A 13906-nucleotide genomic window follows, 5' to 3' on the forward strand; every position below is an offset into this window, starting at 1 on the left:
GGGGAAGGCCCTAGCCCTTCATCATGCTGACGTCTTCCACCGCGATCGAGCCGCGGTTCCGGAAGAACACCACCAGGATCGCGAGGCCGATCGCCGATTCGGCGGCCGCGACGGTCAGCACGAACAGGGCGAAGACCTGTCCGGTGATGTCGTTCAGCTGCGTCGAGAAGGCGACGAGGTTGATGTTGACCGAGAGCAGGATCAGCTCGACCGACATCAGGATGACGATGATGTTCTTGCGGTTGATGAAGATGCCGAGCACGCCGAGCGTGAACAGGATCGCCGCGACGGTGAGGTAGTGGCTCAGGCCGATCATCGTTCGATTCCTCCGGCTCTCATCAGCGCGCGCATCAGACCTCGACACCCTGGCGCGACGGGACCTTGCGCGTCTCGACCGCCATGGCCTGGGTGCGGGCGTTCTGGACCGCGATGTTCTGGCGCTTGACGCCCGGCCGGTCGCGCAGCGTCAGCACGATGGCGCCGATCATGGCGACCAGCAGGATCAGGCCGGCGAGCTGGAAGAAGTAGGCGTAGTCCGTGTAGATCACGCGGCCGAGCGCCTGGGCGTTGGTCAGGTTCTCGGCCGAGGCGACGTTGCCGAGCGGGGCCTGGACGAGGCCCGGATCGATGCTCCACGAGCCGACGACCAGCAGGATCTCGACCAGGAAGACCGCGCCGATCAGGGCGCCGATCGGGAGATACTGCTGGAAGCCCTGGCGCAGCTCGGCGAAGTCGACGTCGAGCATCATCACCACGAACAGGAACAGCACCGCGACTGCGCCCACGTAGACGACCACGAGGATCATCGCGAGGAACTCGGCGCCCATCAGGACGAACAGCCCGGCGGCGTTCACGAAGGCGAGGATCAGGAACAGCACCGAGGCGACGGGATTGCGCGAGGCGATCACCATGAAGCCCGACGCGACCGTGATGCTCGCGAACAGATAGAAGAAGGCGGCTGCTGCGGTCATGCGCTGATCGGGATCGGCCGCCGGAGCGGCCCCTTCTGCCGTGCGTGGAGACGGTCCGCGGCGGGCGGCCCGTCTATAGAACCCGGTCGACGGGGGCACAACAGCGCCCCCGGCATGGCTCTAGAGCATCGCACCGGAACCGGGAACCGGTGCGGTGCTCGAGAGCCGTGTCTTCGCGGCATCTTCTTCCGGGCGCCGTCGACCGGCGCCCGGGACGATGCCTCAGCGGTACGGCGCGTCCATCGCGATGTTGCGGGCGATCTCGCGCTCCCAGCGGTCACCGTTCAGCAGGAGCTTCTGCTTGTCGTAGAGAAGCTCCTCCCGGGTCTCCACCGAGAACTCGAAGTTCGGCCCCTCCACGATGGCGTCCACCGGGCAGGCCTCCTGGCACATGCCGCAGTAGATGCACTTCACCATGTCGATGTCGTAGCGCGTCGTGCGGCGGGTGCCGTCGTTCCGGCGGGGGCCCGCCTCGATGGTGATCGCCTGCGCCGGGCAGATCGCCTCGCAGAGCTTGCAGGCGATGCACCGCTCCTCGCCGTTCGGGTAGCGGCGCAGCGCGTGCTCGCCCCGGAAGCGCGGACCGCGATGGCCCATCTCGAACGGGTAGTTGATCGTGGCTTTCGGCTTGAAGAAGTAGCGCATGCCGAGGATCATCCCGGACACGAACTCCTTCAGGAGAAGGCTCTTGGCGACCTGATCGAGCTTCATGCCCGGATCTCCGATGCGAAGGGGGGCTCAGGCGCCCGGCGCGAGGCCGGTCAGCTTGAGCACGAAGGCGACGACGACGACCGAGATCAGGGAGATCGGCAGGAAGACCTTCCAGCCGAGGCGCATGAGCTGATCGTAGCGGTAGCGGGGCACGATGGACTTCACCATCGCGAACAGGAAGAACAGGAAGCTCGCCTTCAGGGTGAACCAGATCACGCCCGGCACCCAGGTAAAGGGCGCGAACGGGATCGGGGACAGCCAGCCGCCCAGGAACAGGATGGTCCCCAGCGCGCACATGCTCATGATGGCGACGTACTCGCCGAGCATGAACAGCAGGTACGGCGTCGAGGAGTACTCGACCATGTAGCCGGCCACGAGCTCCGACTCGGCCTCCGGCAGGTCGAAGGGCGGGCGGTTGGTCTCGGCGAGCGCCGAGACGAAGAACACCACGAACATCGGGAACAGCCACAGCCAGTACCAGCCGAACAGGCCGAGGCTGGTGTCCTGCGCCATCACGATCCGCGAGAGGTTGAGCGAGCCGGCGCAGAGCAGCACGCAGATGATCACGAAGCCGAGTGAGACCTCGTAGGAGATCATCTGGGCCGCCGAGCGGAGCGCGCCGAGGAAGGCGTATTTCGAGTTCGACGCCCAGCCGCCCATGATGACGCCGTACACGCCCAGCGACGAGATCGCGAAGATGTAGGTGATGCCGACGTTGATGTCGGCGATCGCCCAGCCGTCCGCGAGCGGGATCACCGCCCAGCTCGACAGGGCGAGCATCGCGAAGACGAGCGGGGCCAGCAGGTAGATCGCCTTGTTGGCGCCCGCCGGGATCACCGGCTCCTTGATCACGAACTTGATCAGGTCGGCGAAGGACTGGAACAGGCCGAACGGCCCGACCACGTTGGGGCCGCGGCGGAGCTGCACCGCCGCCCAGATCTTGCGGTCGGCGAGCAGCGCGTAGGCGATGAAGACGAGCAGTGCCGAGAGCAGCACGAAGCTCTTCAGCACGATCAGGAGCACGGTCCCGAGGATTTCGAGCGGCGTCATCGGTCTTGAGCTCCTACTCGGCCGCCGCGAGGGGCCGCGCCTCGGCGGCGCGCTCCCGTGCGAGGCGCGAGCACTCCGCGAGGATGCGCGAGGCGCGGGCGATCGGGTTGGTGAGGTAGAAGTCGGTCACGGGCGACGCGAAGGCCGACCCGGTCGCCGAGCCGCCGAGACCGGCGAGCCGGTCGACCGCCTCGGTCACGTTGCCCGGCTCGACCGCGCCGATCGCCGCCAGATGCGGGTGGGCGGCGTAGAGCGCCCGCCGGAGCGCGGTCAGCGAATCGAAGGGCAGGCGCTGGCCCAGCACGTCCGACAGGGCGCGCAGGATCGCCCAGTCCTCGCGGGCGTCGCCAGGCGGGAAGGCGGCGCGGTTGCCCATCTGGACGCGCCCCTCGGTGTTCACCCAGGTCGCCGACTTCTCGCTGTAGGCGGCGCCCGGCAGGATCACGTCGGCGCGGGAGGCGCCGCGGTCGCCGTGGCTGCCCTGGTAGACCACGAAGGCGCCCGGGGCGACGTCGCGCTCGTCGGCGCCGAGGTTGAACAGGACATCGAGCGCGCCCGGCTCCAGCATCTGCGCGAAGGTCAGGCCGCCCTCCCCCGGCACGAAGCCGAGATCGAGCGCGCCGACCCGGGCCGCCGCGGTGTGCAGCACGCCGAAGCCGTTGCCCTCGGCCGAGACCGCGCCGACCTCCTTCGCGAGGGAGGCGGCAGCGGCCAGGATGCCCGGTGCCGCATTGGCGCCGACGATGACGAGCGGCGCCTTCGCCTCCTTGAGGATCTCGAGGAAGCTGTGCTCGCCGCGGGCGAGCGCCGCCAGCGAGTCGGGGCCGGCGCCGATGTAATGGCTCGGATAGGTCAGATCGACCGGCTCGCCGATCACGCCCACCGCCAGCGGCGCCATGCGCCAGCGCTTGCGGATGCGCACGTTCAGCAGCGAGGCCTCGGTGCGCGGGTTGGCGCCGACGATCAGGATCGCGTCCGCCGCCTCGATTCCCGGAATGGTCGGGTTGAAGATGTAGGACGCGCGGCCGAGCGCCGGGTCGAGGCCGGCATCGGTCTGGCGGCAATCGAGGTTCGGCGAGCCGAGGCTCTTGATCAGCTCGCGGAGCGCGAAGATCTCCTCGACACCCGCGAGATCGCCGACGATCGCGCCGACGCGCTTCGGATCCGCGCTCTTCACCTTGGCGGCGATGGCCTGGAACGCCTCACCCCAGGAGGCGGGCCGCAGCCGGCCGTTCTCGCGCAGGTACGGCCGGTCGAGGCGCTGCATCCGCAGCCCATCGATGTGGTAGCGGGTCTTGTCGGAGATCCACTCCTCGTTGATCTCCTCGCTGATCCGCGGCTCGATCTGCATGACCTCGCGGCCGCGTGTGTCGATGCGGATCGACGAGCCGACCGCGTCCATCACGTCGACCGACTCGGTCTTGTTCAGCTCCCACGGGCGGACGTTGTAGCTCTGCGGCCGGTGCACGAGGGCGCCCACCGGGCAGAGGTCGGCGACGTTGCCCTGGAGCTCCGAGGCCATCGACTGCTCGAGGTAGCTGGTGATCTCCATGTCCTCGCCGCGGCCGATGGCGCCGAGGTCTGGTACGCCCGCGACCTCGGCGAGGAAGCGCACGCAGCGGGTGCAGTGAATGCAGCGGTTCATCGCGGTCCGCACCAGCGGGCCGATATTCTTCTCCTCGACCGCCCGCTTGTTCTCCGTGTACCGGGTCGAATCGACCCCGTAGGCCATCGCCTGGTCCTGCAGGTCGCAGTGGCCGCCCTGGTCGCAGATCGGGCAGTCGAGGGGGTGGTTGATGAGGAGGAACTCCATCACCCCCTCGCGGGCCTTCTTAGTGCCCTGCGAGCGGGTCAGCACCTCCGGCGGCTCGCCGTTCGGGCCGGGCCGGCAATCCTTCACCGCGTAGGCGCAGGAAGCCACCGGCTTCGGCGCGCCCTTCAGCTCGACGAGGCACATGCGGCAATTGCCGGCGATCGACAGGCGCTCGTGGAAGCAGAAGCGCGGGATCTCGGCCCCCGCGGCCTCGCAGGCCTGGAGCAGCGTGTAGTCGGCCGGGACATCGACCTCGGTGCCGTCGACGAGGATTTTGGTCATCGGTGCAATCTCAGTGCGGGGCGTCGGCGAGATCGAGGCGTCGCTCGATCCGCTCGACGCGAAGCTCGACCCTGTCGATCCGCCGGTGGACGCCAGCCAGATTCGCTTCGACCGCTGCCATGCGGCCTCTCAGTTCTCGGACATCGTCGCTGGGGCGATCGACCTTCCCGTCGATTCCCCGCAGGGACACGAGCATCAGGTTGTCAGGCTGGCCCGTCATCGGATCACTCCGCGGCCATCGGCACAGGCTCGCTGTGCGGGTTCGCGGTGTAGCGGTCGATGCGCTTCTCGATCTCGGGGCGGAAGTGCCGGATCAGGCCCTGGATCGGCCAGGCCGCCGCGTCGCCGAGCGCGCAGATCGTGTGGCCCTCGATCTGCTTGGTCACCTCGAACAGCATGTCGATCTCGCGCTTCTGGGCGCGGCCCTCGGTCATGCGCTGCATGACCCGCCACATCCAGCCGGTGCCCTCACGGCAGGGCGTGCACTGGCCGCAGGATTCGTGCTTGTAGAAGTACGAGATCCGGGTGATCGCCGCGACGATGTCGGTGGACTTGTCGAGCACGATCACCGCCGCGGTGCCGAGACCGGAGCCCAGGTTGCGCAGGGTGTCGAAGTCCATCTTGGCGTCGACGATCTGCTCGGCCGGCACCAGCGGCACCGACGAGCCGCCCGGGATCGAGCACAGCAGGTTGTCCCAGCCGCCGCGCATGCCGCCGCAATGGCGGTCGATGAGCTCGCGGAAGGTGATGCCCAGCTCCTCCTCGACGTTGCACGGCTTGTTGACGTGACCCGAGACGCAGAACAGCTTGGTGCCGGTGTTGTTCTTGCCGCCGAGCCCCGCGAACCACGCGCCGCCGCGGCGCAGGATCGTGCCGGCGACCGCGATCGACTCGACGTTGTTCACGGTCGTGGGGCAGCCGTAGAGGCCCATATTGGCCGGGAACGGCGGCTTCAGCCGCGGCATCCCCTTCTTGCCCTCGAGGCTCTCGATGAGGGCCGTCTCCTCGCCGCAGATGTAGGCGCCCGCGCCGTGGTGGACGTAGATGTCGAACGGGTAGTCGTGCACGTTCGACTGGCCGACGAGGCGGGCCGCGTAGGCCTCGTCCACGGCCTTCTGGAGGGCGTGCTTCTCGGCGACGTACTCGCCGCGGATGTAGATGTAGCAGGCATGCGCCGCCATGGCGAAGCAGGCGAGCATGCAGCCCTCGATCAGGAGATGCGGGTCGTGCCGCATGATTTCCCGGTCCTTGCAGGTGCCCGGCTCCGACTCGTCGGCGTTGACGACGAGGTAGTGCGGGCGCCCGTCAGACTTCTTGGGCATGAACGACCACTTGAGGCCGGTGGGGAAGCCCGCGCCGCCGCGGCCGCGCAGGCCCGAGGCCTTCATCTCCTCGATGATCCAGTCGCGGCCCTGCTCCAGCAGGAACTTGGTCCCGTCCCAGGCGCCGCGCTTCCTGGCGGCTTCCAGGCCCGGCGAGTGCAGGCCGTAGAGATTGGTGAAGATGCGATCCTGATCCGACAGCATGTCAGGTCCTCACTGAGCCGGCGCCGACAGGGCCTTGGCCTGCCCCACCCAGTTCTCCCGGTCGATGCGACCCGGGAACGCGAGGTAGGTGCCGACCCAGGCGATCTCGTCGCGGGACCAGGCGGCGATCTGGTCGAAATGGTAGATGCCGAGCCCGTTCAGGCGCTGGCTGTTGCCCGGGCCGATGCCCTTGATGCGCGTCAGCTCGTCCGGCTTCCCGGCGCGGGCGCCCTCCAGAGCCGGCGGGCGCTTGCCCACCGCGTCGGCCTTCTGCTCGGGGCTCGCGTCCTTCGGCAGGGCCGCGAGAGCGCCGGCGATGCGGGCTTCCTCGGTCTCGGCCGCCACCTCGCCCTCGCTAGCGCCGGAGGCTTCCGGCTGCTGCGGGACGGCGTCGCGGTTCGGCACCTCCTGATGGCCCTGCTCGCCGGCGGCGGGCTCGCCCTCGGCGACGCGCTTGGCCGGCGAATCGAGCACGTCCGCGTCGCCCGGACGGGCGGCGCCGTGCTTGGCGGTGGAGCGGCCGCGCTCGGCCGCGTCGGCGCGATCCTCGGGCTTCACCGGCGTCTCGCCGTCGGCGGCGCGCTGGGCCGGCGCGTCGCTCACGGGGCGCTCGACCGGGCGGCCGGCGTCGGGCCGGGCCGGCTTCGGGTTCTCGGCGGCCTGCTGCGTGCTGGACGCGGCTTCGCCGATCTTGGCGGCCGGTTCCTCGCTCTTGCCGGCCTCCTCGAAGCGCTTGCGCCACGCGCCGACCCGCGAGCCGTCGAACAGCGTCGGGTCGGTGAGGGTGTTCACGGCGCCCTGGGGCTCGGACGAGACGCGACCGGTCTGCGAGCCGACCTTCACGGGACGGCCGGCGGCGAGGTCGTCCATCAGCTGGCCGAGGGAATCGGGCGTCAGGTCCTCGTAGTAGTCCTGGTTGATCTGCACCATCGGCGCGTTGCAGCAGGCGCCCAGGCACTCGACCTCGAGCCACGAGAAATTGCCGTCGGCCGAGACGTGGCCGGCCGGTCCCAGGCGGGACTGGAGCATCTCCTTGAGCCCCCGCGCGCCGCAGGAATCGCACGGGACCGTGCCGCAGACCTGGATCCAGAAGCGGCCCACGGGCTCGAGGGCGAACATCGTGTAGAAGGTCGCGACCTCCAGCACGCGGATGTTCGGCATGCCGAGCTCGGCCGCCACGGCCTCGATGGCCGCCCGCGGCAGCCAGCCGCCGTTCTGCTCCTGGGCCCGCCACAGGAGCGAGATCACCGCCGAGGCCTGGCGGCCTTCCGGGTACTTGGCGATCTGGGTCTTGGCCCACTCGGCGTTCTCCGGCGAGAACGCGAAGCTCTCGGGCTGCTCCGAGGCGGGGGCGAGTCTGCGGTTTGCCATCGCTTCTGTCTTACCGATCCACTTCGCCGAACACGATGTCGAGCGTGCCGAGCACGCAGGACACGTCGGCTAAGAGGTGCCCGCGGCACATCCAGTCCATCGCCTGCAGGTGCGCGAAGCCCGGCGCGCGGATCTTGCAGCGATACGGCTTGTTGGTCCCGTCGGACACCAGGTACACGCCGAACTCGCCCTTCGGCGCCTCGACCGCGGCGTAGACCTCGCCCTCGGGCACGTGGAAGCCCTCGGTGTAGAGCTTGAAGTGGTGGATGAGCGCCTCCATCGAGCGCTTCATCTCCCGGCGCGGCGGCGGCGCGAACTTCCCGTCGACGGAGGCGATCGGCCCCTGGCCGGCGGGCTCGCGCAGCTTGGCGACGCACTGCTTCATGATGCGCACCGACTGGCGCATCTCCTCCATGCGGATCACCTGGCGATCGTACGTGTCGCCGTTCTTCCCGACGGGGATGTCGAACTCCATCTCCTCGTAGCACTCGTAGGGCTGCGCCTTGCGCAGGTCCCACGGGATGCCCGAGCCGCGCACCATCACGCCCGAGAAGCCCCACTCCATCGCCTCGTCGACCGACACGATGCCGATATCGACGTTGCGCTGCTTGAAGATGCGGTTGGCCATGACGAGGTCGTCGAGGTCCTGCACGACCTGCAGGAACGGGTCGCAGAACGCGTCGATGTCGTCGATCAGCTTGGGAGGCAGGTCCTGGTGGACGCCGCCCGGCCGGAAGTAGTTGGCGTGGAGCCGGGCGCCGGAGGCCCGCTCGTAGAAGATCATCAGCTTCTCGCGCTCCTCGAAACCCCAGAGCGGGGGCGTGAGGGCGCCGACGTCCATCGCCTGCGTCGTGACGTTGAGCAGGTGCGACAGCAGCCGGCCGATCTCGCAGAACAGCACGCGGATCAGCTGCGCGCGGCGCGGCACCTCGATCCCGGCGAGCTTCTCGATCGCCAGGCAGAAGGCGTGCTCCTGGTTCATCGGCGACACGTAGTCGAGCCGGTCGAAATAGGGCGTCGCCTGCAGGTAGGTCTTGTACTCGATCAGCTTCTCGGTGCCGCGGTGGAGCAGGCCGATATGCGGGTCGACCCGCTCGACCACCTCGCCGTCGAGTTCCAGCACGAGGCGCAGCACGCCGTGCGCCGCCGGGTGCTGCGGGCCGAAGTTGATCGCGAAGTTGCGGATGTTGTGTTCGGTCACGGACGGTCTCCGCGGCTCATGCCGACGTCTTCTCGTCGCCGGGGAGCACGTAGTCGGTGCCTTCCCACGGGGACAAGAAGTCGAAGTTCCGGAATTCCTGCGTCAGCTGCACCGGCTCGTAGACGACCCGCGCCTGATCCTGATCGTAGCGGACCTCTACGAAGCCGGTGAGCGGGAAGTCCTTGCGCAGGGGGTGCCCCTCGAAGCCGTAATCGGTGAGCAGGCGGCGCAGGTCGGGATGGCCCGAGAACAGGATCCCGTAGAGGTCGTAGGTCTCACGCTCGTACCAGTTGGCCGCCGGGAAGACCTCGATCACCGAGGGGACCGGCGTCACCTCGTCGGTCTGCACCTTCACCCGGATGCGCAGGTTATGGCGCAGCGAGAGGAGGTGGTAGACCACGTCGAAGCGCTTCTCGCGCTGCGGGTAGTCCACGCCGCAAATGTCGATGAAGTTGCGGAACGCGCAGGCCGGATCGTCGCGCAGGTAGGTGAGCGCGTAGACGATGTCGGAGGCCTGGACCACCAGCGTCAGCTCGCCGAACGCGATGGCGTGGGATACCACCGCCGGGCCGAGGGCGCCGACGACGCGCTCGGCCATGGCCGTGACGGCGTCGTCGCCGTAGACCGGCTGGGTGTGGGGCAGGATCGAGATGCCGTTCGTCATGGCCGCTCCTCAGCGCTCGATCGTGCCGGTCCGGCGGATCTTCTTTTGCAGCAGCAGCACGCCGTAGAGCAGCGCCTCGGCGGTGGGCGGGCAGCCGGGCACGTAGATGTCCACCGGCACCACCCGGTCGCAGCCGCGCACCACCGAGTAGGAGTAGTGGTAGTAGCCGCCGCCGTTGGCGCAGGAGCCCATCGAGATGACGTAGCGGGGCTCCGGCATCTGGTCGTAGACCTTGCGCAGAGCCGGGGCCATCTTGTTGGTCAGCGTGCCGGCGACGATCATCACGTCGGACTGGCGCGGCGAGCCGCGGGGGGCGAAGCCGAATCGCTCGCAATCGTAGCGCGGCATCGACATCTGCATCATCTCGACCGCGCAGCAGGCGAGACCGAAGGTCATCCACATCAGCGAGCCCGTGCGGGCCCAGTTGATCAGCTCGTCCGTGGTGGTGAGCAGGAAGCCCCGGTCGGCCAGCTCGTCGCTGATCGACAGGAAGGTCGGGTCGTCCGCGCCGATCGGGCGGCCGGTGTTGGGATCGATGATCCCCTTCGGCTGGGGCGCGATCGCGGGGGCGCGGTTGGTGTCGGTGATCAGGGCCATCGGCGACTCAGGAATTCAGTGCGGGCGGCGAGCGGCGGGACATCAATCCCATTCGAGGGCGCCCTTGCGCCACTCGTAGACGAAACCGACGGTCAGCACGCCCAGGAAGACGATCATCGACCAGAAGCCGAACCAGCCCAGATCCCCGAAGGTGATCGCCCAGGGGAAGAGGAACGCGACCTCGAGGTCGAAGATGATGAACAGGATGGCGACGAGGTAGAAGCGCACGTCGAACTTCATGCGGGCGTCGTCGAACGCGTTGAAACCGCACTCGTAGGCCGAGAGCTTCTCGGGATCGGGGCTCTTGAAGGCCACCAGGAAGGGGACGACCAGCAGCGCCGTGGCGATGAACAGCGCCACGCCGATGAACACGATGAGCGGCAGGTAATCCGCCAACAATCCGGTCATGCCAGGGCCTCGCGAGACGAGTGAAACCGCGGTGCGACGCCGACCCGGATCCGCCCGTGGAATTGTTCTTATGCCAGGATGCGCGCGGCCGGAGGCTTAGTCGAGCCGCCGGCCCGTGACAATGGCTTGTCGCGTCGCACAAAGCGCGCTGTCAGCCTTCCTGTCGGTCATGTCCGAGATGGGCTTGCGCAGCGCCGGCACAACACGACGGAAGCGCGCAGGCGCCGAGTCGGGGGCTGGTATGCCTGCGCGGGAGGCCCCGGACGGCGCGGATACGAATCCCCGCCGGACACGCTTGACAGGGCCCCGGGCGCCCCATAAACCCCGCCCCGTCGCCGGGCGAAACGCCCCCACCGAAGGCGACCACGCCGTGCGGGCGTAGCTCAGTTGGTTAGAGTGCCGGCCTGTCACGCCGGAGGTCGCGGGTTCGAGCCCCGTCGCCCGCGCCACGTCCCTTTCCGAACAATCGACACTATCGGCCTCGCGAAAGCGTCGACGCGCGTCCTGCGCCTCGGGTGCGCGCGGGTCACGTCACCTTCGGCGGTGCACCCGTCGCGGGTCTGATCGGGCCGCGCCCCGCGGGCCGGACGGCGGCCCGCCCGCCCCTGAGGCTGAGGGCGATCCCGAACAGGATGAGGCTGCCGCCGGCCAGGATGTCGGCGCTCAGCGGCTCGCCCAGCACGAGGTGCGTGCTCAGGATGCCGGCCACCGGGACCAGCAGCGCGAACGGCGTCACCGCGGCGGCCGGGTAGCGGGTCAGCAGCCGGCTCCAGAGGCCGAAGGCCAGGAGCTGCGTCGGGTAGGCCTGGAAGGCGATCGAGGCGCTCGTCACCCAGTCGGGATGGGTCAGGGCCCGGACCGCGTCGGAGCCCTCGACGATCAGCGAGAGGGCGAGCAGCGGCGGCGCCGTGGCGAGGCTGCCCCAGACCATCAGCGCGAGCATGTCGACCCGGCCGATCCGCTTCGCCACGATGTTGGCGCTGGCCCAGGACAGCGCCGCGCCGACGACCAGCAGCACCGGTCCCGCCGGGGCGCCCCCGGCCCGCCCGAGCGCCACCGCGGCGACGCCCAGGAGCGCGACCGCGCCGCCGATCACCTGGAGCACCCGCGGGCGCTCCTTCAGGACGATCCAGGCGAGCGCCACGGTGAACGGCACCTGCATCTGGATGAGCAGCGACGACAGGCCGGCCGGCATGCCGAGGCGGATCGCCGTGAACAGCAGCCCGAACTGGCCGATCCCGAGCGCCAGCCCGAAGGCCGCCACCAGGGCGGCGGGCGCCCGGGGCGGGCGGATCACCAGGGCGGCCGGCAGGGCCGCGAAGCCGAATCTGAGGGCGCACAGCATCAGCGGCGGCACCGTCACCAGCCCCACCTTGATAGCCACGAAGTTCACACCGAGGAGCGTGACCACGAGGAGCGCGGCCAGCCCGTCACGCAGTGTCATCGGCGCGATCCTAGGCCCCTTGGACCCCGATCACCAAGGGCGCAGGGCGCGCCGGGCCCGGCGGCGCTCGTCGCGCCGGCCGACCAGCAGGTGGATCGCGTCGCCCGTGCCCGTCACGCAGGCATCCGCCACGTCCTGGGGCGTCAGGCCGATATCCTTCAGTTCCCGGTCCGACAGGGTCGACAGGCGCTGGAGCACGCGCCGGTTCATCGCCGCCCGCGACAGGCCCGCGCGCACCTCCGCGCCGACGGCCAGCACGGGCCCCACCGTCCGGGCGAGCCATCCGCTCCGCGGTCTGATCCGCGATTCGATCGGGACTTCGCGGGCGACGGTCTCGGTCAGGCACTGGGTCATGGATCCCCTCCTCCATCGTTCCGGGGTGTCGCGATCCTGGCGATCCGGGGCTGGCGGCGACAGGAACACTTCGGTACGGTTCGGAAGAATTGTCCGGACGAAAGAGCAGTACGGATGGCGGTCGCAGTCAGGAGCCCCGGGACGCGCGTCGAGGCCGTGGTCAGCGAGATCCGGGAACGGATCGCGGCGCGGCGGCTGGTCCCCGGCGTGCGGATCCCCTCAGTGCGGGCCTTCGCGGAGACCATGGGCGTCTCGAAATCCACCGTCGTCGAGGCCTACGAGCGCCTCGCCGCCGAGGGCGCCGTCGTGCCGCGGCCGGGCTCGGGCTTCTACGTCGCCGGCAAGACCCGGCCGCTCTCGCTCCAGGCGATGGGGCCGCGGCTCGACCGGATCGTCGACCCGCTCTGGATCACCCGGCAGGCGCAGCAGGCCGGCGCCGACCAGCTGAAGCCCGGGGCCGGCTGGCTGCCCGATTCCTGGATGCCCCACGAGGCGATCCGCCGGGGCCTGCGCCGGGTGGCCCGCGCCGACCTCGCCGAGATGACCAACTACGACCGGCCGCTCGGCTACGAGCCCCTGCGCCACCAGATCGCCCGCAAGGTCGGCGAGAAGGGCGTCGGCGCCGAGCCCGACCAGATCGTGCTGGTCGAATCGGCCACGCAGGCGCTGGACCTCGTCTGCCGGTTCCTGCTCCAGCCCGGCGACACCGTGCTGGTCGACGATCCCTGCTACTTCAACTTCCTGGCGCTTCTGCGCGCGCAGCGCGTCGCGGTGGTCGGCGTGCCGATCACGCCGGAGGGGCCGGACCTGCAGGCGCTCGCGACCCTGCTGGAGCAGCACCGGCCGCGCTTCTACCTGACCAACGCCGCCCTCCAGAACCCGACCGGGGCGAGCCTCGCGCCGACCGTGGCGCACCGCCTTCTCAAGCTGTGCGAAACGCACGACACGCTCATCGTCGAGGACGAGATCTTCGGCGACCTCGAGCCGGAGGCCGCCCCGCGGCTCGCCGGCTTCGACGGGCTGGAGCGGGTGATCCAGATCGGCAGCTTCTCCAAGACCCTGTCGGCGGCCGCGCGCTGCGGCTGGATCGCCCTCCGGGCCGACTGGGTCGAGCCGCTGGTCGACCTCAAGCTCGCCCTCAGCCTCGGCAACGGCCACATCACGGCCGCGCTGGTGCACGCCCTGATCACCGAGGGCGCCTACCGGCGGCACCTCGCCGAGACCCGCCGCCGGCTCGCCGGCGCGATGGTGCAGGCCTCCGCGGAGCTGCGCGCCTGCGGCCTGGAGACCTGGGCGCAGCCGCGGGGCGGCTTCTTCCTGTGGATGCGCCTTCCGGACGGGCGCGACGGGGCCGACGTCGCCCGCCGGGCGCTGGCCCGCGGCATGGTGCTGGCGCCCGGGACCTCGTTCAGCCTCTCGGATGCGTGGAACGGCTACATGCGCTTCAACGTGGCCCACTGCGCCGACCCGCGGATCCGGCCGATCCTCCGGGAGGCGCTGGGCTGAGGGGGCCC

Annotated in this window: 15 protein-coding genes and 1 tRNA gene; 2 read left to right on the forward strand and 14 right to left on the reverse strand. The window is 69.7% G+C overall.

All coding sequences use genetic code 11. The annotated features are described in order from the left end of the window. Positions 1 to 10: 10 nt before the first annotated feature. The 12 genes from nuoK to ACLBXO_RS17505 all read right to left on the reverse strand — a co-directional run bounded on the left by nuoK (position 11) and on the right by ACLBXO_RS17505 (position 10594). A complete protein-coding gene (gene nuoK / locus ACLBXO_RS17450; RefSeq protein ID WP_010686008.1) occupies positions 11 to 316 on the reverse strand; it encodes an NADH-quinone oxidoreductase subunit NuoK in 306 nt (101 codons plus the stop codon). A 34-nt stretch (positions 317 to 350) separates the two neighbouring features. After that, a complete protein-coding gene (locus ACLBXO_RS17455; RefSeq protein ID WP_091977239.1) occupies positions 351 to 971 on the reverse strand; it encodes an NADH-quinone oxidoreductase subunit J in 621 nt (206 codons plus the stop codon). A gap of 222 nt (positions 972 to 1193) precedes the next feature. After that, positions 1194 to 1682 carry an NADH-quinone oxidoreductase subunit NuoI gene (gene nuoI, locus ACLBXO_RS17460; RefSeq protein ID WP_007560744.1) on the reverse strand — a complete coding sequence of 163 codons (489 nt, stop codon included), beginning with the start codon at positions 1680 to 1682 and terminating at the stop codon, positions 1194 to 1196. 27 nt (positions 1683 to 1709) lie between these two features. Further along, positions 1710 to 2732, reverse strand: a complete 1023-nt coding sequence (nuoH, locus tag ACLBXO_RS17465; RefSeq protein ID WP_020092240.1) for an NADH-quinone oxidoreductase subunit NuoH — start codon at positions 2730 to 2732, stop codon at positions 1710 to 1712. Between the two features lie 13 nt (positions 2733 to 2745). Continuing rightward, entirely contained in the window at positions 2746 to 4827 is a 2082-nt protein-coding gene (gene nuoG / locus ACLBXO_RS17470; protein ID WP_447686126.1) for an NADH-quinone oxidoreductase subunit NuoG, read from the reverse strand. A gap of 10 nt (positions 4828 to 4837) precedes the next feature. Further along, entirely contained in the window at positions 4838 to 5023 is a 186-nt protein-coding gene (locus tag ACLBXO_RS17475) for a hypothetical protein (protein WP_447686127.1), read from the reverse strand. 28 nt (positions 5024 to 5051) lie between these two features. Next, the gene (gene nuoF, locus ACLBXO_RS17480; protein ID WP_331314588.1) at positions 5052 to 6353 is read right to left on the reverse strand and encodes an NADH-quinone oxidoreductase subunit NuoF; all 1302 of its coding nucleotides are present in this window, start codon (positions 6351 to 6353) and stop codon (positions 5052 to 5054) included. Positions 6354 to 6362: 9 nt separating this feature from the next. Next, positions 6363 to 7724: an NADH-quinone oxidoreductase subunit NuoE gene (nuoE, locus tag ACLBXO_RS17485; protein WP_447686128.1), complete on the reverse strand. Its 1362-nt coding sequence runs from the start codon at positions 7722 to 7724 to the stop codon at positions 6363 to 6365. A 10-nt stretch (positions 7725 to 7734) separates the two neighbouring features. Beyond that, positions 7735 to 8925: an NADH-quinone oxidoreductase subunit D gene (locus tag ACLBXO_RS17490; protein WP_354456072.1), complete on the reverse strand. Its 1191-nt coding sequence runs from the start codon at positions 8923 to 8925 to the stop codon at positions 7735 to 7737. Between the two features lie 16 nt (positions 8926 to 8941). Next, on the reverse strand, positions 8942 to 9589 hold the full coding sequence (locus tag ACLBXO_RS17495) for an NADH-quinone oxidoreductase subunit C (RefSeq protein ID WP_331314594.1): 648 nt from the start codon (positions 9587 to 9589) through the stop codon (positions 8942 to 8944). 9 nt (positions 9590 to 9598) lie between these two features. After that, the gene (locus ACLBXO_RS17500) at positions 9599 to 10186 is read right to left on the reverse strand and encodes a NuoB/complex I 20 kDa subunit family protein (RefSeq protein ID WP_010686017.1); all 588 of its coding nucleotides are present in this window, start codon (positions 10184 to 10186) and stop codon (positions 9599 to 9601) included. Between the two features lie 42 nt (positions 10187 to 10228). Then, positions 10229 to 10594, reverse strand: coding sequence for an NADH-quinone oxidoreductase subunit A (locus ACLBXO_RS17505; RefSeq protein ID WP_007560754.1), 366 nt, complete (start codon positions 10592 to 10594; stop codon positions 10229 to 10231). Between the two features lie 372 nt (positions 10595 to 10966). Here ACLBXO_RS17505 and ACLBXO_RS17510 point away from each other — a divergent pair. Further along, positions 10967 to 11043: transfer RNA gene (locus ACLBXO_RS17510), tRNA-Asp, on the forward strand. A gap of 77 nt (positions 11044 to 11120) precedes the next feature. Here the strand turns inward: ACLBXO_RS17510 and ACLBXO_RS17515 are convergent. Beyond that, positions 11121 to 12038: an EamA family transporter gene (locus ACLBXO_RS17515; protein ID WP_331314596.1), complete on the reverse strand. Its 918-nt coding sequence runs from the start codon at positions 12036 to 12038 to the stop codon at positions 11121 to 11123. Positions 12039 to 12068: 30 nt separating this feature from the next. Next, positions 12069 to 12392 (reverse strand): DUF1127 domain-containing protein, encoded by a 324-nt coding sequence (locus ACLBXO_RS17520; protein WP_331314598.1) that lies wholly within the window; start codon positions 12390 to 12392, stop codon positions 12069 to 12071. Positions 12393 to 12506: 114 nt separating this feature from the next. Here ACLBXO_RS17520 and ACLBXO_RS17525 point away from each other — a divergent pair, with 114 nt between their 5' ends. Further along, positions 12507 to 13898 carry an aminotransferase-like domain-containing protein gene (locus ACLBXO_RS17525; RefSeq protein ID WP_447686129.1) on the forward strand — a complete coding sequence of 464 codons (1392 nt, stop codon included), beginning with the start codon at positions 12507 to 12509 and terminating at the stop codon, positions 13896 to 13898. Positions 13899 to 13906 lie beyond the last annotated feature (8 nt).

It is taken from the genome of Methylobacterium sp. C33D (genome assembly GCF_053345825.1).